The sequence below is a fragment of the Streptosporangium sp. NPDC001559 genome, from assembly GCF_042893955.1.
In the GTDB taxonomy this organism is placed as follows: Bacteria; Actinomycetota; Actinomycetes; order Streptosporangiales; family Streptosporangiaceae; genus Streptosporangium.
Map to the genome: position 1 here is coordinate 102,648 of NZ_JBIAVG010000023.1, position 23,279 is coordinate 125,926.

Here is a 23,279-nt window from a genome sequence, read left to right on the forward strand (position 1 = left end):
TCCGGGGAAAGGGCGTCGTTCCGGTGACAGTGCCACTACAATCCGTTGAAGGACGATCACATTTTGTGGATAGGATGTCCCTAGGTCCCCACATTCGAGAGCGAGCTAAATGGTCGGCGTAGTGGGCGGCCACCAGCCACCCCTCCACCCACGAAACGACCACGTGACCGGTTCCGCCCCGCTGACCGCGGCAGAGATGGTGCAGCCGTTGCGCGGAGAGCTGGACGAGCACATGGCCGTCGAAAGACAACTTCTCAGCACGCGGCTGGCCCACGCCGAACGGCTGGGCGATCTGGGCTGGGCCGAGTGGCACCTGCACAGCGGCGAGTCCACCTGGTCCGACCACGCCTACGCCATCTTCGGCCGCGATCCCGTCGAGGGTCCCATCGGCCTGCGTGACCTGGTCGGCCACGTCGAGCCGCAGGACCGGGCCCTCGTCGACGGACTGCTCAGGTCCGTGGTCGACCTGGCCAAGCCCGGGCAGGCCGAGTTCCGCATCCGCCGCCGTGGGGAGGTCCGCAACCTCCGCGCGGCCCTGGACCCCGTCGTGAGCGGGGGACACGCCTCCGTGCACGGAGTGATCCAGGACGTCACCGGCCGCCGCAGAGCCGAGCAGATCGCCTCCGAGTCGCGCAGGCAACTGCTGGAGGTCCGTGAGCGGGCCGCCCAGCAGCAGGGCGTGAGCACGGCCCTGCGCGAGGCGATCATGCCCCGCCTCGGGGCGTCCGTCGACCTCCCCGGCGCCCGGATGGAGGTCCGCTACGTCCCCGCCGGGCAGAAGGACGGCCTCGGCGGCGACTGGTACGACGCCACGACCATGCCCGACGGACGGGTGCTGCTGACCATCGGCGACGTGTCCGGCCACGGCCTGCCCGCGGTCACCCAGATGAGCAGGCTCAGGCACGCGCTGGGCGGCCTCGCGATGACGGGCGAGCCGCCCGACCGGCTGCTGACCTGGCTCAACCACCTGGTGATGCACCGCTTCGAGGAGACCACCGCGACCGCGGTCGTCGGCCACCTCGATCCGCTGAGCCACGTGTTCACCTGGAGCCAGGCGGGGCACCCGGCGCCGATCCTGGTCCGCGACGGGGCCGCCGTCCAGCTTGAGCCGCCCTCGGGGGTGCTGCTCGGCGCGACCCTGTCCGAACGGTACGAACGCTCGGCCGTACGTCTGCGCGACGGTGACGCGCTGCTGCTGTTCACCGACGGGCTCGTCGAGCGGCGTGACCGCGACATCGACGAGGGGTTCGCCCTGACCCTCAGGGCCGCCTCCGCCCTGCGGAGACAGGACGGGGAGGCCGCCCTGGACCGGCTGATCCAGGCGGTCGGCGGGCCCAACCCCGAGGACGACACCTGTGTTCTGATGATCGTCCTGCCTGGGTGAGCGACTTGGTTAAATGGTCGCCATGCCCGGGCTGATGCTTCTCGACACCCCTTCGCTGTACTACCGCGCCTTCTACGGGATCCCGGAGTCGGTGACCGCCCCCGACGGGACGCCCGTCAACGCCGTGCGCGGCCTCATCGACATGATCGCCATGCTGGTCAGGCAACACTCCCCCGGCGAGCTCGTCGCGTGCATGGACGCCGACTGGCGTCCCGCCTTCCGGGTCGCCGCGATCCCGTCCTACAAGGCGCACCGCCTCGCCCCCGGAGGCGGCGAGGAGACCCCCGACACGCTCGCCCCGCAGGTCCCGGTGATCGAGCGGGTCCTCGACGCCGCGGGCATCGCCCGCCTCGGCGTGCCGGGCTACGAGGCCGACGACGTGATGGGCACGCTCGCGCTGCGTCCCCGAGGCGAGACCGGCGGCGGAGTCGACATCGTCACCGGTGACCGGGACATGTTCCAGCTCGTCGACGACGGTGTGCCGATCCGGGTCCTCTACACCGCCAGGGGCGTCAAGAACCTCCAGCTCGTCGACGAGGCCGCGGTCACCGCCAAATACGGCGTGCCGGGCCGTTCCTACGCCGACTTCGCCGTCCTGCGCGGCGACCCCAGTGACGGCCTGCCCGGGGTGCCCGGGGTCGGCGAGAAGACCGCCGCCGCCCTGATCACCCGGTTCGGCTCGCTCGACGCGCTGCTCAAGGCCCTCGACGGGGACGGCGACCTCACCGGGGCGCAGCGGAACAGGCTGGAGGCCGCCCGCGACTACCTGCGGGTGGCACCCGAGGTGGTCCGGGTCGCCCACGACGTGCCCGTGCCCGACGTCGGCCTGGCCCTGCCCGCGCAGCCGCGTGACCCGCGGGCGCTCACCGACCTGGCCGGGCGTCACGGGCTCGGCGGTCCTCTCGGCCGCCTCGCCGAGGCGCTGTCCTGGACCTGGCGGTCCTGAGCCCCGCCCTGGCCGAACTCGGGCACCGCGGAGAGCGGTAGGTTGGCCCCCGTGCCCCACAAAAGCATCCGGGTGCCCGAAGACCCCCATCCACGGCTGAGCGACGGATTCAAGCGGATCAGGCGGGAGCTGAGGCTGCCCGGGGAGTTCCCTCCGGCCGTGCGCGCCGAGGCGGAGCAGGTCACCAGGACGCCCACGCTGCCCACGCTCGACCGCACCGACCTTCCCCTGGTCACGGTCGATCCGCCGGGGGCCATGGACCTGGACCAGGCCATGCACCTGGAGGAGCGTCACGGCGGCTACCGCGTCTGGTACGCCGTCGCCGACGTCGCCGCCTTCGTACGGCCCGGCGGGGCGATCGACGCCGAGGCCCGTACCCGGGGCGAGACCGTCTACATGCCGGACGCCCGGGTGCCGTTGCATCCCGCCGTGCTCTCCGAGGGCGCGGCCAGCCTGCTGCCCGGCGCGACCAGGCCCGCCGCGCTGTGGTGCGTCGACCTGGACGCCGAGGGCAGGGTCGTCGGCGCCGACGTGACCAGGGCGCTGGTGCGCAGCCGGGAACGCCTCGACTACGACTACGTGCAGACCGCGGTCGACACCGGAACCGCGGACGGCACGCTGCGGCTGCTGGCCGAGATCGGCAGGCTCAGGCTGGCGCTCGAACGGGACAGGGGCGGCGTCACGCTGCCGACTCCGGAGCAGGAGGTCGTCCCGGACGGGGACGGCTACCGGGTCGAGCTGCGCGCCCCGATGGAGGCCGAGGCGTGGAACGCGCAGATCTCGTTGCTGACCGGTATGGCCGCGGCCTCGATGATGCTTGACGCCGAGATCGGTCTGCTGAGGGTGTTGCCGCCCGCTCCGGCCGAGAAGATCGCCCAGGTCCGCCGGGTCGCCGCCGCGCTGGGCGTGCCGTGGCCGGACGGGGCGGGCTACGGGGAGGTCGTCCACGGCCTCGACCCGAAGATCCCCGAGCAGGCCGCCTTCCTTGAGGAGTCGACGGTTCTGCTGCGCGGGGCCGGATACGTGGCCTTCAACGGCGGGCCCCCGGCCCAGGCGGGCCACGCGGCGGTCGCCGCGCCGTACGCGCACGTGACCGCGCCGCTGCGCAGGCTCATCGACCGATACGCCACCGAGATCTGCCTGTCGGTCGCGGCGGGCGAGCCGGTGCCCGAGGGGGTCCAGCGGGTCATGGGCGAGCTGCCCGGCGTCATGCGGGTGACGGGACGGCGCGCGGGCGCGGCCGAGCGGGCGTGCGTCGACCTGGTCGAGGCGTTCGTGCTGCGTGAGCGGGTCGGCCAGACGTTCGACGCGGTGGTGATCGACGTGGAGGAGGGCCGTTCCGGGGGGCTGGTGCAGGTCACCGACCCCGCCGTGGTCGCCCGCTGCGACGGGGAACGGCTCCCGCTCGGCGAGGCCGTCCGGGTACGGCTGACGCGCGCCGACCCGGCGACCCGGGAGGTCCGTTTCAGCCTGACCTGACGGCGGGCTTCCCGCGTTCTCCGCCGGGCCGCCCGCCTCCGGTCTCTTGCTGGGCCTTTTACCTCTTGAGTTACCTCTTGAGTGTCCAGCCGGCACCGACGCCCACCAGGTGCAGGGCGACGAGGGCCAGTCCGGCGAGGACGAGCGTGGTGACGGTCACGACGGAACCGACGGCCACACCGGCGATCTGGAAGATCAGAGCGAGAACGAACAGCAGCGCGGCGACGAGGGCGAGCATTCCTACCTCCCTGGGCGGGGGTCCAACATGGTTCCGCTTTGGGAATTTCCTAGGCGATATCCCGGAAAACAGCCCTGAAGGTGACGTTCCGCCCACCCGCCGTCACGCGGTATTGACCGGACGGTCAGTCGGCCCGTGCCCTCCCCCGGATCCGCTCAGCTCAGGGACGAGTAGGCCACGACGCCGCGTCTGAGCGCGTCCATCGCCTTGCCCGCGTTCTGCCTCACCTTGCTGCCGGACGGGGCCGCGTCGGCGATCTGACCGAGCAGGTCGAGCAGCTGCTTGATCCAGCGCACGAAGTCTCCCGCTGCCAGCTCGGCGCCGTTGACCCCGTCGCCGAGCACCGCGTCCAGGTTGTGCCCCCTGGCCCAGCGGAAGGCCGCCCAGGCGAACCCGAAGTCGGGCTCCCTGATGAACGACAGGCCGTGGTCGCTCTCGACCGCCTCCAGGTCGCCCCACAGACGCATCATGTCGCCCAGCGCCTTCTGTACCCCGCCCGCGGGGATCCTCGGCTGACGCGCCTCGTCCGCCTGCCGGGACTCGAAGACCAGCGAGGAGACGGTGGCCGCCAGCTCCGCCGGGTCCAGGCCCTCCCAGAGCCCGGCGCGCAGGCACTCGGCGGTGAGCAGGTCCAGCTCGGTGTAGAGCTGGGCCAGCCTGCGGCCCTCCGCGGTGACGTTCTCGCCGTCGAGGTAGCCCAGCTGGTCGAGCACCCCGCACACCTTGTCGAAGGTGCGGGCGATGACGTGGGAGCGACCCTCGACCCTGCGGCGCAGGCCCTCGGTCTCCCTGAGCAGCTTGTAGTAGCGCTCCGCCCAGCGGGCGTGGTCCTCCCGCTCGTCGCAGCCGTGGCAGGGATGCTGCCTGAGGTCCCTGCGCAGGCGCAGGATCTCCTCGTCCTCCGCGGCGTGGTCACGTGCCCTGGGAGGTTTGCCGAGGTCACGGTCACCGAGCTTGGCGTGCATGGAGGAGACCAGGTCGGCCCGTTCCCTCGGCGACCGGGCGTTGAAGTTCTTCGGGATGCGCAGATGCTCGACCGGCTCGACGGGGACGGGGAAGTCGGCGGGTGAGAGCTTCTTGACCTGCTTGCCCGCGGTCAGCACCAGCGGGGCCGGTCCCTCGCCACGGGAGTTGAGCCCGGGGTCCAGGACGACCGCGACCCCTGCCCTGCGCCCGCCGGGCACGCGGATGATGTCTCCCGGCCTGAGCGCCTCAAGGGAGCGCAGTGCCTGGCCTCGGCGGGCCGCGCCACGCTGACGCGCCAGTTCGGCCTCCCGGTCGGACAGCGCCCTGCGCATCCCGGCGTACTCCTCGAAGTCGCCCAGATGACAGGTCATCGAGTCGCGGTAGCCCCGCAGCGCCTCCTCGTGGCGGCGCAACTGCTTGGCGATGCCGACGACCGCCCGGTCGGCCTGGAACTGCGCGAAGGAGGACTCAAGGAGCGACCTGGCACGTTCCCTGCCCACCTGGCCGACCAGGTTGACCGCCATGTTGTAGGAGGGACGGAAACTGGAGCGCAGAGGGTAGGTGCGGGTGCTGGCAAGACCCGCGACCTGCAAGGGGTCCATGCCCGGCTGCCAGTGGACGACCGCGTGGCCCTCGACGTCGATGCCGCGCCGCCCCGCCCTTCCGGTGAGCTGGGTGTACTCCCCCGGGGTGAGGTCGGCGTGGGTCTCGCCGTTCCACTTGTCGAGCTTCTCGATCACCACGGAGCGGGCGGGCATGTTGATGCCCAGCGCGAGGGTCTCCGTGGCGAACACGGCCTTGACCAGGTTGCGGGTGAACAGTTCCTCGACGACCTCCTTGAAGGCCGGAAGCATGCCCGCGTGATGGGCCGCCAGGCCGCGTTCCAAGGCGTCGCGCCACTCCAGGTAGCCGAGCACCGCGAGGTCCTCGTCCGGCAAGTGGGCGGTGCGCTCGTCGACGATCTGCCGGATCTCGTGACGCTCGGCGTCCGTGGTGAGCCGGATCCCGGCGTACAGGCACTGCATGACGGCCGCGTCACAACCGGCCCTGGAGAAGATGAAGGTGATCGCGGGCAGCAGACCCGCGGCGTCGAGACGCTCGATGGCCTGCGAGCGGTCCGGCGGGCCGCCCCTGCGCGGGCGGGAGGAGCCCCGGCGGCCCCTGCCGTACGCCTGTCGCTCCTCGTCTCTCGCCAGGCGCAGCAGGTTGGGGTTGACCAGCGGCCTGCGGCCGTCCTCCTCACCGACGAAGAGGTCGTACAGGCGGTGGCCGACGAGCATGTGCTGCCACAGCGGGACGGGCCGGTGTTCGTCGACGATGACGCTGGTGTCACCGCGGACCTCCCCCAGCCACTCACCGAACTCCTCGGCGTTGCTGACCGTGGCCGACAGGGCGACCAGCCGTACCGACTCGGGAAGGTGGATGATCACCTCTTCCCAGACCGCGCCGCGGAACCGGTCGGCCAGGTAGTGGACCTCGTCCATGACGACGAAGCCGAGCCCCGCGAGGGTCCCCGACCCGGCGTAGAGCATGTTGCGCAGCACCTCGGTCGTCATGACGACGATCGGGGCCTCGCCGTTGACGCTGTTGTCACCGGTGAGCAGGCCGACCTTGGCTGCGCCGTACCGTTTGACCAGGTCGTTGTACTTCTGGTTGGAGAGCGCCTTGATGGGGGTCGTGTAGAAGCACTTACGGCCCTCCTCCAGGGCCAGGTGCACCGCGAACTCCCCCACCACGGTCTTGCCCGAGCCGGTGGGGGCCGCCACGAGCACCCCGTCACCCGCCTCAAGCGCCCGGCAGGCGTCCAGCTGGAAGTCATCCAGCTGGAAGCTGTAAAGACCGCGGAACGAGGTCAGCGCCGGTCCGCTCTCGGCCTGGCTCTGACGGAAGGCAGCGTAACGTTCCGCTGGGGTCGTCATGTCTCCAAGCCTACCGATATCAGGATTCCGGTCCGCCCCACGAACCCCAGAAGATCGCCCGCCTCCCCCTCCACCCGAGATTGAGGAGGATCACGACGCCATGCGCGAGGAGTCCGGCTTGCACCTTCCCGGCCTCATGTATGAGGAACGCCCAAGCCCACGACGCCGAAGGCGGAGCAAAGAGACACAGCTTGGCTTTACCGGTGCCAAGTGTGAAGAGTGTCCGGCTTGGGCGCGTCGGTGCTTGGACTGAGGAACGCAGGAGCGCAGCGACGGAGAGACGAGGGAAAGCACCGACGCGCCCAAGCCCGCGACGCCGAAGGCGGAGCAAAGAGACACAGCTCAGGCGGAGCAAAGAGACAGGGCCCCTGGGACGACCTCACAGCTGAGGGGAAGCGGGCCGAGGCGTTCGCCGTCGGCGTAGGCGACCACGTCCGGCGCCTCCAGTGTGATCCCGCGCACGCGCCTGGTCGTGACGAAGGGGTGGGTGATGTGGGAGCCCCGGTAGACCTGGGGGAAGGCGCGCAGGAAACGCCCGACGGGCACCGCGTCGATGATCGTCACGTCCAGCAGGCCGTCGTCGGGGACGGCGCCGGGGCACACGCGCATCCCGGCGCCGTAGGAGGAGGTGTTGCCGACGGCGACCAGCATGGCCCGCCGTTCGATCGTCTCGGTCCCCGAGGGGCCGTCCAGGGTGATCCGGAACGGGACCGGCCGGTAGGAGCCCAGCTCCGCGGCCAGTGCGAGCAGGTATCTGACCATGCCCGGTGGCCCGCTGATCCGGTTGGCCCGCTCGTTGACGCGGGAGTCGAAGCCGCAGGCGAGCACCCCTGCGAACCACTCGCCGCTCCCGGTCCGCACCGCGTCCACCGTACGGCTGCCGCCCCGGAGTACGGCGTCGGCCGCCTCCAGAGGTCTGCCCCGCGGGACGCCGAGGACGGTGGCGATGTCGTTTCCGGTGCCCGCGGGGATGATCCCCAGCGGGATCCCGGTCTCCGCGACCGCCTGCACGGCCAGATGCACCAGCCCGTCTCCGCCGAAGGCCACCAGCGCGCTCGCGCCGGCGGCCACGGCCGTACGGGCTCTGGCCAGGGCGTCGGCGGCGGAGTCACCGACGAGCACGGAGACCTTCCTGTCGCCTCGGCGCAGCCGGTGCAGCACCGGGCCGAGCATCCCGCGTGAGCGTCCGCCCCGGGCGGCGGGGTTGACGAGGACGGCGATCTCTCCGGGCATGGGGCCGGAATCTACCGCCTATTTCGGCTGATCGGTATCCGTCTCCAGGTCGAGCGGGGAGGCCTCGTCGTCGGACAGGTTGGAGAAGTCCTCGCCCTTGGGGGCCCTCTTCTCCCTGAGGTACATGAAGCCCTCCGCGAGGGCGAACAGCACGACCATCGGGATCGCCAGGGCGACCATCGAGAACGGGTCGGTGCTCGGGGTGGCGAGGGCGGCGAAGACGAACATGACGAAGATCACTGTGCGCCGGTGCTTGGCCACCGTGGCGCGTGGCAGGACCCCGATCACGTTGAGGAAGACCATGAGCAACGGCAGCTCGAAGGAGACGCCGAAGATGACCAGCATCACCAGCGCGTAACCGAGATACTCGTCGATCGTCAGGCCTGTCAGCGTGCCCTCGGGGGCGAAGCTGAGCAGGATCGCCAGGCCGGTGTCCATGATGAAGTAGGCCAGGGCGGCTCCGGCTGCGAAGAGCGGAACGGCCAGCCCCATGAACATCATGGAGTAGCGCTTCTCGTTGCGGTACAGCCCCGGGGTGACGAAGGCCCACAACTGGTACAGCCAGATCGGGGAGGACGCGACCAGACCGAACAGCGCCGCGACCTTGAGGTTGACGAAGAAGGAGTCGAAAACCCCGAGCACCAGGAGCGTGCACTGCCCAGGCCGCAACTGCTGAGCCTGCTGGAGGCCGCAGTACGGCTCCTCCAGGAACTTCCAGATCGGATCGAAGTAGATGAATCCGACGATGATGCCGAGGAGCAGCCCGAGCAAGGAGATCAGGATGCGGTTGCGCAGCTCACGGAGGTGTTCCATGAGCGACATGCGCCCCTCGGAGGAATCCGTGGGCGATCCCGGTCTGTTCGAGCCCGGCTTGGGCCATTTCAGCAGCGCCATTCACGAATCCCGGTCTGACGAGTGAGGTGGTGGGGAGCCGGCCACAGACCTTGCTGCGGCCTCTGCGGTGCGGCCCCTACTGCGGCTTGGCCGCACCGGCCTGGGCACGCAGCTTCGCGGCCTGCTCCTCAAGGGCACGCGCCTGCTCCTCGGCCGTCTGGGCGGTGGGAGCCGTGGGGAGCGGCTGGGGAGCCGGGGCGGGCTGCTGCGCCTGGACGACGGTGGCCGTATGGGTGTCCGTCTCGTCGTCGTCGCGAAGCTTGGCCGTCTCCGACTTGAAGATCCGCAGCGACCGGCCCAGGCCGCGAGCCGCGTCCGGCAGTTTCTTCGCACCGAACAGCAGGATCAGGATCACGCCGATGATGATCAGCTCGGTGGGTCCCAGGTTAGGCATGACACATCCTTAGGCCGAACGACACGCACTCTCCTGCCCGATCGTACGCTCCCCCGGGCACAGACTCATCCCTTCCGGGATGGGATTGTCCGGACCTGCTCGTTCAAGGCGCTGTGTGCGGGGGTGATCGTCCGGCGAATCCTGTCGACCTCCCTGCCCAGTTCCCTGGTGGCCAGCAGCACGCGAACCCCGAGAAAACCCAGCACCAGCAGGCCTGCGAAGGCGATACCGACCGCGGCGAAGATCCAGCTCATGTCAGCCGATCATAACGGCGCACGTCAGGAGACCGACTCGTAACGATTCAGCGCCGAGGTCGCCGCCCGCCTGACGCTCTCGGCCAGTGAGGCGGGTGAGAGCACCCGGCCCGTGTCGCCGAGACGCAGCGCGAGCCGTACCAGCCAGCCCTGGTCGCGAGCCCGCAGCGCCACCTTCAGGCGTCCCTCGCCCAGCTCGGTGACCTCCTCGCACGCGTAGTACTCGGCGACCCAGCGGCCCGCGGGGGTCAGTTCGAGCTCGACCAGCTCGTCGGTCGGCGAGGGGCGGAACACGCCGGGCGTCACCTCGTCGGGTACCGCGTCCGCGGGCGGGTCGGCGGCCGTGTCGAGGATCTCGACGGTGAGCATCCGGTCGAGACGGAACAGCCGGACCGCCTCGGCCCGGTAGCACCAGCCCGACAGGTAGGAACGGCCGTCCACCACGACCAGGCGCATCGGGTCGACCTCGCGCGGGGTGATCTCGTCGCGACCGGGCACGTGGTAGCGCAGCGACAGCCGCCGGCCTCGGCGCAACGCCTCGTTGACGGTCGGCAGGGCGTCCGGTGTCGCGCCCACCTCGACGGCGACCTGGCTGCTGACCGCCGCCGCGCCCTCTCCCGCGGCCTGCTCGAACTTGGCGATGACCCGCGCCAGTGCGTCACGGTCGCCGAACTCCGGCAGCTCGGCGAGCATCCGCAGGGCCACCAGCAGCGCGCTCGCCTCGTCGATGCCCAGCCGCAGCGGGCGGGCGATGGTCTCGGCGTTGTCGATGAGGATCTCACCGCCGTCCCAGGAGACGTCGATCAGGTCTCCCGGGGTGTGGCCGGGCAACCCGCACATCCACACCAGTTGCAGGTCGTCGATGAGCTGTTTCTCGCTCAGCCCGAAGACCTTGGCGACCTCCGGCACCTGCGCCCCGGGGTGGGACATCAGGTACGGCACCAGCGCCAGCAGCCTGGGCAACCGGTCGGCCGTGCTCATACTGCGCTCCCCCTGCTCGTTCGTGTGTCCTCGCCCGTCACGCCAGGGCTCCCTTCAGGCGGCGGATCACGGCCTCCCTGGCGTCCGGCGGACCGGCCACCTCGGCGTCCGCGGCGAAGCCCGCCACCCACCCGGCGAGCCGCTCGGTGTCGGTGAACTCGACGTCCAGCTCGTCCCACCCGCCGGTGCCCTGCCGTACGGCCTTGGCCACCTGGCGCAGCCCCTGGCAGGTGCCCTCGCGGACCCGGATGAGGGCGGTGCGCTCCCTGACCGTCATCTCGTCGCGGTAGCCGACCATCGAGGTGATGTCGACGCCCTCGGGGACCACGACGGCGCCGGGACGGCCGACCGGTACGACGGGGCCGTTGATCCGGCTGAGCCGGAACACCCGTGCCGCGTCACGGTCGCGGTCGTGGCCGACGACGTACCACCGGCCGCGGCGGCTGACCACTCCCCACGGCTCGACCGTCCTGGTCAGCACGCTCTCGCTGGCCGCGGCCCGATAGGGGAAGCGGACCGCGCGCCGGTCGCGCACGGCCTCCCACAGCGCGGGGAAGGCCGGATCCCGTGTGTCGACGCGCAGTTCGAGCGCCCCGCCGAGCATCCCGTCCGCCTCGTCGGTCTCCACTCCTCCCGCGCGCAGCTTCAGCAGCGCGCCACTGGCGGCCTCTGCCAGGCTCGCGCGCTGCCACACCTGGGCGGCCAGGCCGACCACGGCGGCCTCGTCGGGTTCAAGGGTGATCTCGGGCAGCTCGTAGGACTCCCTGACGATCCGGTAGCCGGGGTCCTCCTCCCAGGGGTCCTTCTGGACCTCGATCGGGATGCCGATCTCCCGCAGCTCGTTCTTGTCCCGCTCGAACATCCGCTGGAAGGCCTCGTCGTTGGCGGCGTCATAGCCGGGCACCGCCTGGCGGATGTGCTCGGCGCTGAGCGGCCGCCTCGTGGCCAGCAGGCAGATCACAAGGTTCAGCAACCGCTCGGTCTTCCGGCGCGACATCCGGCCTCCTTCCCTGTTCACATGACTCTACGTCCAGGTGGCGCTACTCTTCCCCGGTGATCAGATGGCGCAGGGGCGAGGTCGCGCGTGTCCGGCGAGAGTGGTCGGGGGCGATGGAGATCGAGGTCTCCACCGAGGAGGGGGTCGTCCGCGCGCTGGCCTATCCCGCCCTGGTAGGGCGTCCTGAGCCGGGCGACACGGTCCTCCTCAACACGACCGCGCTCGCGATGGGTCTCGGTACGGGAGGTTACGCCATGGTGGTGGCTCTCCCGAACAGATTGCCGAAAGATCCACAGGGTCCCGGCCACCTGGTGAAGGCACGCTACACCCCCTTGCAGGCCACCGTGCTCGGCGCGGACGAGCAGGACTCGCCCTTCCACGAGGCGCTCCGCGAGGCCGACTCGCTGGACGGCATGCCGGTCGTGGTCGCCGACCTGCACTCGGCGCTGCCCGCGATCCTCTGTGGCCTCTACGGTTCCCGTCCCGGCGGGACCCGGGTGGCCTACGTGATGCTCGACGGCGGCGCGCTGCCCGCCTGGTTCTCCATGTCCTGCGCCAGGCTCAGGGAGATCGGCTGGCTCGACGGGGTGGTCACGGTCGGCCAGGCGTTCGGCGGCGACGTGGAGGCCGTGACGCTGCACACGGGCCTGCTCGCGGCCCGCCACGTCATGGGCGCCGACGTGGCGGTCGTCACCCAGGGCCCCGGCAACCTGGGCACCGGCACCCGCTGGGGCTTCTCCGGCGTCTCGGCGGGCGAGGCGGTCAACGCGGCCTCCGTGCTGGACGGCAGGCCGGTCGCGGCGCTACGGGTCAGCGAGGGTGACCTGCGCAAGCGCCACATCGGGGTCTCCCACCACTCGCTGACCGCCTACGGCAGGGTCGCCCTCGCCCCCGCCCAGGTGGTGGTGCCCGAGTTGCCCGGCGACTTCGGCAGCCGGGTCGCCGAGCAGTGCGCGCCGCTGGCCGTACGGCACGAACTGGTCGGGGTCTCGGTCGAGGGGCTTTACGAGGCCCTCGCGGACTGCCCGGTCAGGCTGTCGACGATGGGCCGCGGGCTCGACGAGGACCTGGCCTACTTCCTGGCCTCGGCGGCGGCGGGACGCCACGCGGCCTCGCTGCTCTCGTAGAACTGCTTGAAGGTGAAGGCCTCCGGCGTGGGGCCCTGCGCCTTGAGCAGGTCGAGGCGTTCCATGCCCTCCTCCAGCGTGGGCACGTGCCCGCGCGGAATCCACCACATCACCGAGTACGGCTCCGCGACGCGCTGAAACCACTCTCTGCGCCGCTGCAGGAAGCCCAGGTGGGCACTGCGGTAGACGAAGTCCCACAGGCTGTCCCGGTCTTCCCACACGGAGAAGTTGATCAGCAGGTGGTCGCCGTAGTCGTGATGGACGACGTCCTGAGGCCCGTCGCCCCCCTTGAGCCGCCACACGTAGCCGGGGGCCTCCTCGGCGAGACGGTTGACGGGGTCGAGGGCCGCGACGAAGTCGGCGATCTCGGGGGATTCGAGGGGCGCGCGCAGATGACCGATGTTGAGCTGGGCGAGGTGCATGCTCGTCAGCAAACCACCCACCGCCCTTCTATGTCAATCTTCATTGTTTTTAGAAAAGGCGACGCAGCACTCCCCAGGACGGGGGTCCAGCCTGGCCGTACGGTCCTCCTCCCCCAGGGCGTCGAGCAGCCCCCGGCACAGCGCCAGGTTCATCGAGCACACCAGTAGCGGCTGCTCCTGTGACAGCACGTGGAAGGGGCAGTTGCGCAGCCGCAGCGCGCCGTCCTCCTCGTAGGGTTCGTATCCCCGCCCGCGTAGTGCCCCGGCCAGGTCCTCACCCCGTTCCGCCAGCTCCGCGCCCGCCCGCCGCGCGACCTCGTCGGCCACCTCGTCCCCGCCGAGGCGGTCGACCGCCTCGGCCAGCATCGACGCCATGGAGCGGTAGTCCCTGGCCGGGACGCTGACCTGCCACTCCCCCCGCGCCCTGCGGTAGACCTTCGCCGGACGGCCGCTGCCCGGCCCCGTCCTGTCGGTCAGGCGCTTGAAACCCGCCTCCAGCAGGCCGGCCTCGACCAGCTTGTCGAGATGGAAGGCCGCCAGGGTCCGCTGCACCCCGACCGCCTCCGCGGTCTCGTTGCGCCCCGCCTCACGCCCCAGGGAGGCCACGTACTCGTAGACGGCCCGCCTCACGGGATCGTGCAGGGCCGCGACCGTGCCGAGGTCATCGCTGCTCACAGCCGGGATTCTAGGCGGTGTTCCTTTTGCGCCGCCTGGCGGCGTCGCGGGGGCTTGGGCTCCCTGAGTCGGTGCTTTCCCTCGTCGCTCGTCCGCTTCGCTCCCTCACTCCTCAGTCCAAGCGCCGACGCGCCCAAGCCGGCACTCCTCACGCACGGCACCGGTACCGGTGACGCGAAGGACCCGGCCACGCGGGTGCGTGACCGGGTCCCTTGAGCGCTCAAGCGGGTCAGTAGGCCTTGAGGACGTCCACCAGGAAGACCAGCGTGTCGGTCCCCTTGATCTTGTCGCCGGAGCCCTCCTTGCCGTATCCCAGGTCCGGCGGGATGCTCAGCAGCACCCGGCTGCCGACCGGGACGCCGACCAGGCCCTGGTCCCAGCCCTTGATGACCCGGCCGGTGCCGATCTGGAACATGATCGGCGCGCCACCGCGCGACCAGCTGCTGTCGAACTCCAGATCAGAACCCCAGATCTTGCCGACGTACTGGACCAGGATCGACTGGCCCGACTTGACCTCGGGACCGGTGCCCTTGATCACGGTCTTGGCGACCAGTTCCTTGGGGGCCTTCTCGTCCGTCTTGGTGGTCAGCTTGGGCGCGGCCTCCCCACCGGGGTTCTCGACCTTGATCCCCTTGAGGGTGGGGTCGGTCGCCTCACCCTGGGCGGCCTTGCCCGCGGGGACGTCGACCACGTCGACCACGAAGACCTGCGACTGGCCCGCGGGCGCCTGGGCCTGCTGCTCCTTGGGCAGCGCGTCCTTGCCGACGACCGACAGGAACCTGCCTCCGCCCTTGGTCTCGGCGAAGCCCTTGCGCAGGATCTCGGGGATCTGCTCGTTGAGGGTGATCAGCTGCGGACCACCCTCGTCGTAGGTCGAGCCGACCAGCTTGTTCTGCTTGCCGTCCCAGGTGAAGACGGTGAGGTTGGCCACCACGTTGGCACCGTCCTTCGCGGGGGTGCCGACGGTTCCTGGCGTGAGCACCCGGTAGGAGGAGGCCTCCGTGACCTTCGCCGGGAACTCGACAGTCGGTTTGGTGTTCACCGCCCCGGTGACCTTCAGTTCGGGCGCCGTCCCGGCGGAGGTGGTGGCCTGTGCCCCCGACCCCCCCTCGGAGCCACAGGCGGCGGCGAACAACAGTGGCACTGCGGCCAGTACGGCCAGGCTGCGGCGGCGCATGAATATCCTTCTGAAAGACGTCAGGTTTGCGTCACACTACCCGTCAACACATACGGGCGTGCTAAGACCGCCGATGACCTTACCGAAGCATGACCGTCACATGCCCGCGATCAACTTGTCCACCCTTTCGTCCACGCTACGGAAGGGGTCCTTGCACAGCACCGTGCGCTGTGCCTGGTCGTTGAGCTTCAGGTGGACCCAGTCGACGGTGAAGTCGCGCCGCTTCTCCTGCGCCCTGCGGATGAACTCCCCGCGCAACTTCGCCCTGGTGGTCTGCGGCGGCACCGACTTGGCCTCGAAGATCTTCAGGTCGGAGGCGACCCGCTCGACCGCTCCGCGCTTCTGCAGCAGGTAGAACAGGCCCCGGCGCCGGTGCACGTCGTGGTAGGCGAGGTCGAGCTGGGCGACCCTGGGGCTGGACAGCGGCAGGTCGTACTTCCTGCGGTAGCGCTCGATCAGCTGGTACTTGGTGACCCAGTCGATCTCCCTGGAGACCAGGTCCAGGTTGCCCGTCTCGACCGCGGTGAGCGTCCGCTCCCACAGCTCCAGCACCCGCTCGCTGATCTTGTCACCGCCCCTGCGATCGACGAAGTCACGCGCCTTGGCGAGGTACTCCTGCTGGATCTCCAGCGAGGACGCCTCCCTGCCGTTGGCCAGGCGCACCCGTCGCCGCCCGGTCATGTCGTGGGAGACCTCCCTGATGGCCCGGATCGGGTTCTCCAGCGAAAGGTCGCGCATCACGGTGCCCGCCTCGATCATGCGCAGCACCAGGTCGGTCGCGCCGACCTTGAGCAGCATCGTCGTCTCGCTCATGTTGGAGTCGCCGACGATGACGTGCAGGCGGCGGAAGCGCTCGGCGTCCGCGTGCGGCTCGTCACGGGTGTTGATGATCGGCCGGGAGCGGGTCGTCGCGCTGGAGACGCCCTCCCAGATGTGCTCGGCCCGCTGGGAGACGCAGTAGACCGCGCCGCGAGGGGTCTGCAGCACCTTGCCCGCGCCGCAGATGATCTGCCGGGTGACCAGGAAGGGGATGAGCACGTCCGCCAGGCGGCCGAACTCCCCGTGCCTGCCGACCAGGTAGTTCTCGTGGCAGCCGTAGGAGTTGCCGGCCGAGTCGGTGTTGTTCTTGAACAGGTAGATGTCCCCGGCGATGCCCTCCTCGCGCAGCCGCTTCTCCGCGTCGACGAGCAGGCCCTCCAGGATGCGCTCACCCGCCTTGTCGTGGGTGACGAGCTCCACGACGTTGTCACACTCGGGGGTTGCGTACTCCGGGTGGCTGCCGACATCGAGGTAGAGGCGCGCGCCGTTGCGCAGGAAGACGTTGCTCGACCGGCCCCAGGAGACGACTCTGCGGAATAGGTAACGCGCGACCTCGTCGGGCGACAGCCGCCGCTGTCCCCTGAACGTGCAGGTGACGCCGTACTCGTTCTCAAGCCCGAAGATGCGACGGTCCATTGCCTCACACTATTCGCCGAACCCCTCCTGCGGGAGGGATCAGTGGGGTTTTCGGTCGTATGGCTTATGCCCCCACCAGGGATCGGCTAAGCGTGAGCGAGGCTCACGCCCGGTGAGGCGGGCGCGAGCCGTACGGAGGTGGGGTGCCGGTGCGGAGGGCCACCCCGGTCTCGGCGAGCCGTACCCGGCTCAGGGGGTGTAGATCTCCTGGACCTTGACGATCTGTCCCCGGTACACGGTGATCAGCGAGGGGCGGGTGCTCTTCGCCCTGGTCAGCAGGGCCTTCCTGGAGCACCGCTTGGCGCCCAGGCCCCCCTTGTCGACGGTGGTCCCGGTCATCTTCGACGAGCAGCCGAAGGCGCTCAGGAAGACGACGTTCTTGGCGACGGGTGAGGCGTAGGCGGTCACATCCCCCTCGGGCGGACCGACGAAGTACCCCTCGGTGTACTTGTCCTTCTTCCACTTGATCGGCTTGTACTCCACCTGGGTACGTCCGACATGGGTGATCCAGCCGCGCAGGATGCCGTCCTTGCGGGAGCTGATGTGCTTGGTGAAGTCGTGGCCAGGATCGCTCTGGAAGGTGGTCCCGAAGATCTTCGGCTTGGGGAAGTTCGGAATCGCCGCGGCCTCGGCGGGGATCGCACCGCCCAGGGCGACGGAGAGGGCGGCGGCCACGGCCAGCATGGAGCGTTTCATGCCCGTTACGACGACCACCGTGTGGACCGGGTTCGCCGGGCGGACAGTGATCCACGTCACAGCGGAGCGCCGTGCCCCGGGCGGGACACGGCGCTCCCCTCTTCGGCGGGACGGCCCGTCAGCCGTTGGAGCCGGTGTCGATGTCGCCCTCGGGCGCGGTCGGCGGCAGATCGGAGTCCTGCGCGGTACCGGACTCCGCCTCGGACGCGACGCCCTGGGACCGTCCTTCGGCGAGCGCCTGCTCCAGGCGCGGACCGTTCAGGCGCAGGAACTTGCGGTGCGGCCGGTTGCGGTCGAGCACCGCGACCTCGAGCTGACCGGCCGGAGGACGCTCACCGCCCGGCTCGGTGAGCGCGAACAGCGCCGCCTCAAGGGCCTCGGCCAGCGGCATGCCCTCGCGGTAGCGCTCCTTGAGCCTGCCCGCGACCGCCTCCGCCTGACCGCCCATCGCCACCAGGCCGGTCTCGTCGAAGACCGAGCCGTCGAAGGTGAGGCGGTAGATGTGGTCCTCCTCCGCGCTGTCACCGACCTCGGCGACCACGATCTCGACCTCGAAGGGCTTGGGCGACTCGGTGAAGATCTGACCGAGGTTCTGCGCGTAGAGGTTGGCCAGCCCACGTGCGGTGACGTCGTCCCTGGCGTAGTTGTAGCCGTTGATGTCGGCGTAACGGATGCCGCCGAGGCGCAGCGCCTCGAACTCGTTGTAGCGGCCGACCGCGGCGAACCCGATCTTGTCGTAGATCTCGCTGATCTTGTGCAGGGCCCGGGAGGGGTTGGGGGCGACGAACAGGATGCCGTGCTCGTACTGCAGGACGACGACGCTGCGGCCTCGCGCGATCCCCTTACGCGCGTAGTCCGCCTTGTCCCGCATCTGCTGCTCGGGCGAGACATATCCAAAGGGTATGGACACCTGGGGTGATCCTCTCGTGTTAGCGCAGCGGGGCGACGGGGCCGTCGGGGGAGCTCATGCGCCCTTCGAGGACTGTCTGGACGTGGGCGCCGACCTCCTCGTCGGACAGACGGCGGAAGCCGTCGGCGGTGATCTGCGCTACGACGGGCCAGATCTTGCGGGTGACGTCGGGGCCGCCGGTCGCCGAGTCGTCGTCGGCCGCGTCGTACAGCGCGTTGACGAGCGCCCGCACGACCTCCTCCGGCGAGGAGTTCTCCCGGTAGAGCTTCTTCAGCGAACCACGCGCGAAGATCGATCCCGAGCCGATCGCGTGGTGCTGGTGCTGCTCGTACGGCCCGCCACCGACGTCGTATCCGAAGATCCGCCCGCCGTCGATCTCCGGGTCGTAGGCGGCGAACAACGGCACGACGGCCAGGCCCTGCATCGCCATGCCGAGGTTGCCGCGGATCATCGTGGCCAGGCGGTTGGCCTTCCCGGCGACGGAGAGCGTCCTGCCCTCCATCTTCTCGTAGTGCTCCAGCTCGACCCGGTAGAGGCGGGCCATCTCGAGGCCGGTGCTGGCCGCCCCGGCGATGCCCATGCACGAGAAGTCGTCGGTGCGGAACACCTTCTCCATGTCCCGCTGGGAGATGATGTTCCCCGAGGTCGCCCTGCGGTCACCGGCCATCACCACACCGCCCGCGCAGGTCGCGGCGACGATCGTGGTCGCATGCGGGACGTGGTCTCCTACCGGGGCCGCCAGGGTCTCGTTTCTGCCGGGCAACAAGTCCGGCGCGTAGGAGCCGACGAACTCGGTGAACGAGGAAATGCCGCTGTTCGTGAAGATGTGATTCACCATGCCGGCGGGCAGGTCCCTGTGCGATCCCACGCGACTCCCTCCAAAGGTGCGGTCCTATAAGGCCCGACCTTACTCATCTTGTCGTGCTGCATGCACTTCCCTGGATCAGCTCAGCGCGAACCCTCTCCGGGAGCGTCTTCGAATCTTTACATCCGCGCGGGCGCCGCGTTCCGCGCCCATGCGCGGGGTCCCCTGCCCGGCTCTCCACACGGACGGGAGGACCCTTCGGGTGGCCGGAGAACCCGGAAAAAGGGGACGGGTGGTCGTCTCGTCACACCCGTCCGCCTGCGCCGGTCCGCGCCGTCAGGGCGCGGCGGGACCGGCGACGGCCGATCGGCCTGTCGTCTCACGGTCCGGCCGTACCCTGAGCCGGTCCGCCTCTCGTCTTCCCACGTTCACGAACGCCGTCGAACCACCCGGGGGGCCGGTGCCGCCACGCGCGGCCTCACCCCGCTCTGCCCCGGGCCCGTCTGACTTCCCCTCTCATCCCCGGACGCTCGTCCCGGAACCGCCGTTCCCGGGCTCTCACCCGCGGAACCGCCGCCTCCGGGCTTCCGCCTCCGGACCGCGGACGACCGGCTACTGGCCGCCCTTCTGGACGTAGGACCTGACGAACTCCTCCGCGTTCTCCTCAAGCACCTCGTCGATCTCGTCGAGAATGGCGTCGACGTCGTCGGAGAGCTTCTCGTGGCGGTCCTGGACGTCGGTGGAGTCGGCCTGCGCGGTCTCCTCGACCTCCTTGTCGGTCCGCCCGGTCTGCTTCTGGCCTCCGGTGTCCTTGCTAGCCATCTGTGGCACCTCCACATGGGGGACGTCGTTGTCCCATATCTTCCCCGAACCGGCGGACATTTCGCGTGGATCGTCCTCGATCTTTACGAGGACCGCGAACTCCCCGGACTCGCCCCAAGACAACCCTCCCGAAGCCTCCGGCGGCAAATCCCACTTGACTAGATAGCTACTCTATCCAATGATGGGCCGACATCGGCCTTCAGAAGGAGCCCAATGCCCCCCGAGACGCTGAGCACCGCCGGAGTGCTCCTGATCACCGTGCCCACCATCGCCTTCGGCGGGCTCATGCTGCTGACGCACATCATGCGCAACGTCCCCGGCTACCTCGACAACCCGGTACGGCAGAACCTGTGGCGGGCCGGGCACGCCCACGCCGGCGTCCTGGTCCTGTTCTCACTCGTCGCGCTGTTCTACATCGACCAGACCCACTGGGGAGAGGGCCTCCAGAGGCTGACCAGGCTCCTGATCGTCTCGTCACCGATCCTGATGCCGCTCGGCTTCTTCCTGTCGGTCGTACGCCCGTCGGACACCAAGCCGAACAAGCTGATCTGGCTCACGGTCCTCGGCGGCGTGTTCCTCGCCGTGGGCACGTTGCTGCTCGGCATCGGCCTGTTCTGAGGCCACTCCGGCGAGTCAGGACCGTTCCGAGTAGGCCAACCCGGTGTAAAACTGCGATCATTGGACCGTGAGCACCATCGTCGCCAGCCGTTACAAGCTTCACTCCCCCGTAGGCCGGGGTGCGACGGGCGTGGTATGGCGCGCCTACGACCTGTTACTCGAACGGAAGGTGGCGCTCAAGGAGATCGCCCTGCCACCGGGTCCGGCCGCGGCCGAGCAGCGGCGGCGGGTGGTGCGCGAGGCCCGGATGGCCGCCAGGCTCAGCCATCGGGGCATCGTGACGGTCCACAACCTGGCCGAGGAGGCCGAACGGCTCTGGATCGTCATGGAGTTCCTCGAAGCCCTCACCCTGCACGACACACTCGTCCAGGCGGGGCCGCTCCCGGTCGACCTGGTGGCGGGGATGGGCCGCAGACTGCTCGACGCTCTGCGGCACGCGCACGACGGCGGCGTGATCCACCGTGACATCAAGCCCGCCAACATCATGCTGACGGGCGACCGGGTGGTGCTCGCGGACTTCGGCTTCGCCGCCCCCGAGGGCACCGCGGGCAACTCGATGCGCGGCACCCCGGCCTTCATCGCCCCGGAGACCCTGCACGGCCGGGGCGGCACCCGTGAGGCCGACATGTGGTCCTTCGGAGCGACCCTCTACATGGCCGTCGAGGGCAGGACCCCGTTCAGGACGGTCAACTCGATGCCCGCGCTGGTCGAGGCGCTGCGCGAGCCCGCGCGTGCCCCGCAGCGGGCGGGCGCGCTCGAACCCGTTCTGCGCGGGCTGCTGCGCAAGGACCCCAGGGCGCGTCTGAGCGCCGAGCAGACCTCGGCCATGCTGGCCAAGGTCCGCTGTTTCAGCGCCGCCTGACCCCTTTCCCGTCGTCCGCCATGGGACCCGCCCTCCGCGGGTCCCGTGGCGTCGTGCTTTCCAGAGCCGACGCCTTTACGATGTAGATCAGATACAGGCCTCGACGAACCGGGCGGCCAGCCGGGGGGTGCCCGCCCAGTGCAGGTGGAGGTAGGAGGCCACGACCGGGCCGGAGGCGAGCCCGTCCGCCCCTCCCCGCCAGCGGAACAGCGGCCTTCCCGGCGCGGGTTCGACGGCAGTGCGGTGGAACTCGTGCCCCCGGTAGCGCTCCCCCGCCCGGGTCAGCACCGAGTCCTCGACCGCGACCGCGTCGCGGTAGCCCAGGGTGAGGGTCCCCGTCATCCTGGCCTCCAGGTCGAAGACCCCGCACATGGGCCTGCCGTCCAGCTGCCTGGCGAGATACAGCAGACCGGCGCACTCGGCGGAGATCGGCCCGCCGAACGCGGCGACCTCCCTGCGCAGCGGCTCGTTCGCCGACAGCTCGGCGGCGTAGACCTCGGGGAAGCCCCCGCCGATGACGACGCCGCCCGTCCCCTCGGGCAGGGCCTCGTCCGCCAGCGGGTCGAAGGGGACGACCTCGGCCCCCGCCGCCGCCAGCAGCTCCGCCTGCTCGGTGTACCCGAAGGTGAACGCCTGCCCGGCGGCCACCGCGACTCTCTTGGTCGCCGGTACGGCGGGCCCCGGGCTCCACGGCCGCGCGGACAGGGCGGGGGCGGTGCGGGCGAGCCGCAGCAGTTCCTCCAGGTCGCACGACGCGGCGACCAGGTCGGCGACGGCGTCCATGGCACCGGCCGCCTGTGTGGCGCGTTCGGCCGCGGGGACCAGGCCGAGATGACGGGAGGGGGTGGTCACGAGATCGCTGCGGTGGATCGCGCCGAGCACCGGGACGCCGCTCTCGGCCAGGACCGCGCGGCACAGCTCCTCGTGCCTGGCGGAGCCGACCCGGTTGAGGATCACCCCGCCGAGGCGAATCCGGGTGTCGTAGGAGGCGAAACCGTGCACGAGCGCCGCGACCGACCGGCTCTGCCTGGCCGCGTCGACCACCAGGACGACCGGGGCCTGCAGCAGCCTGGCGACGTGCGCGGTCGAGGCGAACTCGCTCGTGCCCGCCCCGTCGTACAGGCCCATCACCCCCTCGATCACCGCCAGGTCGGCCCCGGCGGCGCCGTGCAGGAACAGCGGGGCGATCAGCTCCTCACCGACGAGCCACGGGTCGAGGTTGCGTCCGGGACGGCCGGTGGCCAGGGCGTGGTAGCCCGGGTCGATGTAGTCGGGCCCCACCTTGTGCGGGGAGACCCGGGTGCCTCTCCGGGTGAGCGCGGCCATCAGCCCGGTCGCGACCGTGGTCTTCCCCGCACCGGACGCGGGGGCCGCGATCACCAGCCGGGCTACCATTCGATGCCCTTCTGCCCCTTCTGCCCGGCGTCCATGGGGTGCTTGACCTTGCCCATCTCCGTCACCAGGTCGGCGGCGGCGACCAGGCGGGGGTCGGCGTCCCGCCCGGTGACGACGACGTGCTGGCCGTCGGGGCGGGAGGTGAGCGTGGCGACGACCTCGTCGACGTCGATCCAGCCCCACTTCATCGGATAGGTGAACTCGTCGAGGACGTACAGCCGGAAGGTCCGCGCGGCCAGGTCACGCTTGATCTGCTCCCAGCCCTCCCTGGCGTCCGCGGCGTGGTCCTCCTCGGCACCCGGCCGCTGGATCCAGGACCACCCCTCCCCCATCTTGTGCCAGGACACCGTGCCGCCCTCACCGGACTCACCCAGCACCCGCAGCGCCCGCTCCTCGCCGATGCGCCACTTGGCGGACTTGACGAACTGGAACACGCCGATCGGCCAGCCCTGGTTCCAGGCCCGCAGCGCCAGGCCGAAGGCCGCGGTCGACTTGCCCTTGCCCGGCCCGGTGTGGACGATCAGCAACGGCCGGGTGCGGCGCTGCCTGGTGGTCAGCCCGTCGTCGGGCACGCTGACCGGTTTCCCCTGGGGCATCGTCATCCGCCTTTCGTTCTCGTACGGCTCGCGG

Annotated in this window: 24 protein-coding genes; 6 read left to right on the forward strand and 18 right to left on the reverse strand. The window is 70.3% G+C overall.

Annotation, left to right across the window (positions count from 1 at the left end):
* Nucleotides 1-163 precede the first annotated feature (163 nt).
* The 3 genes from ACFYY8_RS37470 to ACFYY8_RS37480 are packed head-to-tail and all read left to right on the forward strand — an operon-like array spanning nt 164 to nt 3,809.
* Entirely contained in the window at nt 164-1,384 is a 1,221-nt protein-coding gene (locus ACFYY8_RS37470; protein ID WP_390049484.1) for a PP2C family protein-serine/threonine phosphatase, read from the forward strand.
* Between the two features lie 22 nt (nt 1,385-1,406).
* Nucleotides 1,407-2,330 (forward strand): 5'-3' exonuclease H3TH domain-containing protein, encoded by a 924-nt coding sequence (locus ACFYY8_RS37475; protein ID WP_390049486.1) that lies wholly within the window; start codon nt 1,407-1,409, stop codon nt 2,328-2,330.
* Between the two features lie 51 nt (nt 2,331-2,381).
* Nucleotides 2,382-3,809: an RNB domain-containing ribonuclease gene (locus ACFYY8_RS37480; RefSeq protein ID WP_390049488.1), complete on the forward strand. Its 1,428-nt coding sequence runs from the start codon at nt 2,382-2,384 to the stop codon at nt 3,807-3,809.
* Nucleotides 3,810-3,879: 70 nt separating this feature from the next.
* On the opposite strand, the gene ACFYY8_RS37485 is transcribed toward ACFYY8_RS37480, so the two are convergent.
* The 8 genes from ACFYY8_RS37485 to ACFYY8_RS37520 form a co-directional block, all read right to left on the reverse strand.
* Nucleotides 3,880-4,047, reverse strand: a complete 168-nt coding sequence (locus tag ACFYY8_RS37485; RefSeq protein ID WP_390049490.1) for a hypothetical protein — start codon at nt 4,045-4,047, stop codon at nt 3,880-3,882.
* 155 nt (nt 4,048-4,202) lie between these two features.
* Nucleotides 4,203-6,932, reverse strand: coding sequence for a DEAD/DEAH box helicase (locus ACFYY8_RS37490; protein ID WP_390049492.1), 2,730 nt, complete (start codon nt 6,930-6,932; stop codon nt 4,203-4,205).
* A gap of 342 nt (nt 6,933-7,274) precedes the next feature.
* Entirely contained in the window at nt 7,275-8,165 is an 891-nt protein-coding gene (locus ACFYY8_RS37495; protein WP_390049494.1) for a YegS/Rv2252/BmrU family lipid kinase, read from the reverse strand.
* A gap of 18 nt (nt 8,166-8,183) precedes the next feature.
* Nucleotides 8,184-8,978 (reverse strand): twin-arginine translocase subunit TatC, encoded by a 795-nt coding sequence (gene tatC, locus ACFYY8_RS37500; protein WP_390049496.1) that lies wholly within the window; start codon nt 8,976-8,978, stop codon nt 8,184-8,186.
* Between the two features lie 157 nt (nt 8,979-9,135).
* Nucleotides 9,136-9,453, reverse strand: coding sequence for a Sec-independent protein translocase subunit TatA (gene tatA, locus ACFYY8_RS37505; RefSeq protein ID WP_390049498.1), 318 nt, complete (start codon nt 9,451-9,453; stop codon nt 9,136-9,138).
* Nucleotides 9,454-9,518: 65 nt separating this feature from the next.
* Entirely contained in the window at nt 9,519-9,707 is a 189-nt protein-coding gene (locus ACFYY8_RS37510) for a hypothetical protein (RefSeq protein WP_390049500.1), read from the reverse strand.
* A 24-nt stretch (nt 9,708-9,731) separates the two neighbouring features.
* Nucleotides 9,732-10,688, reverse strand: coding sequence for a helix-turn-helix transcriptional regulator (locus ACFYY8_RS37515; protein ID WP_390049502.1), 957 nt, complete (start codon nt 10,686-10,688; stop codon nt 9,732-9,734).
* Nucleotides 10,689-10,725: 37 nt separating this feature from the next.
* On the reverse strand, nt 10,726-11,685 hold the full coding sequence (locus ACFYY8_RS37520) for a helix-turn-helix transcriptional regulator (RefSeq protein ID WP_390049505.1): 960 nt from the start codon (nt 11,683-11,685) through the stop codon (nt 10,726-10,728).
* Nucleotides 11,686-11,741: 56 nt separating this feature from the next.
* On the opposite strand from ACFYY8_RS37520, the gene ACFYY8_RS37525 reads away from it, so the two are divergent.
* Nucleotides 11,742-12,812: a DUF3866 family protein gene (locus tag ACFYY8_RS37525; protein ID WP_390049507.1), complete on the forward strand. Its 1,071-nt coding sequence runs from the start codon at nt 11,742-11,744 to the stop codon at nt 12,810-12,812.
* Here the strand turns inward: ACFYY8_RS37525 and ACFYY8_RS37530 are convergent.
* From ACFYY8_RS37530 to ACFYY8_RS37565, 8 genes are all read right to left on the reverse strand, one after another.
* Nucleotides 12,758-13,234, reverse strand: a complete 477-nt coding sequence (locus tag ACFYY8_RS37530) for a DUF3291 domain-containing protein (protein ID WP_390049535.1) — start codon at nt 13,232-13,234, stop codon at nt 12,758-12,760. The genes ACFYY8_RS37525 and ACFYY8_RS37530 overlap by 55 nt on opposite strands.
* A gap of 33 nt (nt 13,235-13,267) precedes the next feature.
* Nucleotides 13,268-13,909 carry a helix-turn-helix transcriptional regulator gene (locus tag ACFYY8_RS37535; RefSeq protein ID WP_390049509.1) on the reverse strand — a complete coding sequence of 214 codons (642 nt, stop codon included), beginning with the start codon at nt 13,907-13,909 and terminating at the stop codon, nt 13,268-13,270.
* Between the two features lie 229 nt (nt 13,910-14,138).
* On the reverse strand, nt 14,139-15,086 hold the full coding sequence (locus tag ACFYY8_RS37540) for an FKBP-type peptidyl-prolyl cis-trans isomerase (RefSeq protein WP_390049511.1): 948 nt from the start codon (nt 15,084-15,086) through the stop codon (nt 14,139-14,141).
* Nucleotides 15,087-15,182: 96 nt separating this feature from the next.
* Nucleotides 15,183-16,541 carry a Pup--protein ligase gene (gene pafA, locus ACFYY8_RS37545; RefSeq protein WP_352013081.1) on the reverse strand — a complete coding sequence of 453 codons (1,359 nt, stop codon included), beginning with the start codon at nt 16,539-16,541 and terminating at the stop codon, nt 15,183-15,185.
* A gap of 189 nt (nt 16,542-16,730) precedes the next feature.
* A complete protein-coding gene (locus ACFYY8_RS37550; RefSeq protein WP_390049514.1) occupies nt 16,731-17,237 on the reverse strand; it encodes a hypothetical protein in 507 nt (168 codons plus the stop codon).
* Between the two features lie 118 nt (nt 17,238-17,355).
* Nucleotides 17,356-18,147 carry a proteasome subunit alpha gene (prcA, locus tag ACFYY8_RS37555; protein WP_390049516.1) on the reverse strand — a complete coding sequence of 264 codons (792 nt, stop codon included), beginning with the start codon at nt 18,145-18,147 and terminating at the stop codon, nt 17,356-17,358.
* A gap of 19 nt (nt 18,148-18,166) precedes the next feature.
* Nucleotides 18,167-19,015 carry a proteasome subunit beta gene (prcB, locus tag ACFYY8_RS37560; RefSeq protein WP_386190379.1) on the reverse strand — a complete coding sequence of 283 codons (849 nt, stop codon included), beginning with the start codon at nt 19,013-19,015 and terminating at the stop codon, nt 18,167-18,169.
* Nucleotides 19,016-19,564: 549 nt separating this feature from the next.
* Nucleotides 19,565-19,774 (reverse strand): ubiquitin-like protein Pup, encoded by a 210-nt coding sequence (locus tag ACFYY8_RS37565; protein ID WP_352013084.1) that lies wholly within the window; start codon nt 19,772-19,774, stop codon nt 19,565-19,567.
* 213 nt (nt 19,775-19,987) lie between these two features.
* Here ACFYY8_RS37565 and ACFYY8_RS37570 point away from each other — a divergent pair, with 213 nt between their 5' ends.
* Nucleotides 19,988-20,392, forward strand: a complete 405-nt coding sequence (locus ACFYY8_RS37570; protein WP_390049519.1) for a hypothetical protein — start codon at nt 19,988-19,990, stop codon at nt 20,390-20,392.
* A gap of 67 nt (nt 20,393-20,459) precedes the next feature.
* A complete protein-coding gene (locus ACFYY8_RS37575) occupies nt 20,460-21,254 on the forward strand; it encodes a serine/threonine-protein kinase (protein ID WP_352013086.1) in 795 nt (264 codons plus the stop codon).
* An 87-nt stretch (nt 21,255-21,341) separates the two neighbouring features.
* Here the strand turns inward: ACFYY8_RS37575 and ACFYY8_RS37580 are convergent, their stop codons facing one another.
* Both ACFYY8_RS37580 and cobO read right to left on the reverse strand, forming a co-directional pair.
* Complete coding sequence (locus ACFYY8_RS37580) at nt 21,342-22,649, reverse strand: cobyrinate a,c-diamide synthase (RefSeq protein WP_390049522.1); 1,308 nt, start codon at nt 22,647-22,649, stop codon at nt 21,342-21,344.
* The gene (gene cobO / locus ACFYY8_RS37585) at nt 22,643-23,245 is read right to left on the reverse strand and encodes a cob(I)yrinic acid a,c-diamide adenosyltransferase (RefSeq protein ID WP_352013234.1); all 603 of its coding nucleotides are present in this window, start codon (nt 23,243-23,245) and stop codon (nt 22,643-22,645) included. The genes ACFYY8_RS37580 and cobO overlap by 7 nt, the downstream gene beginning before the upstream one ends.
* Between the last annotated feature and the right edge of the window lie 34 nt (nt 23,246-23,279).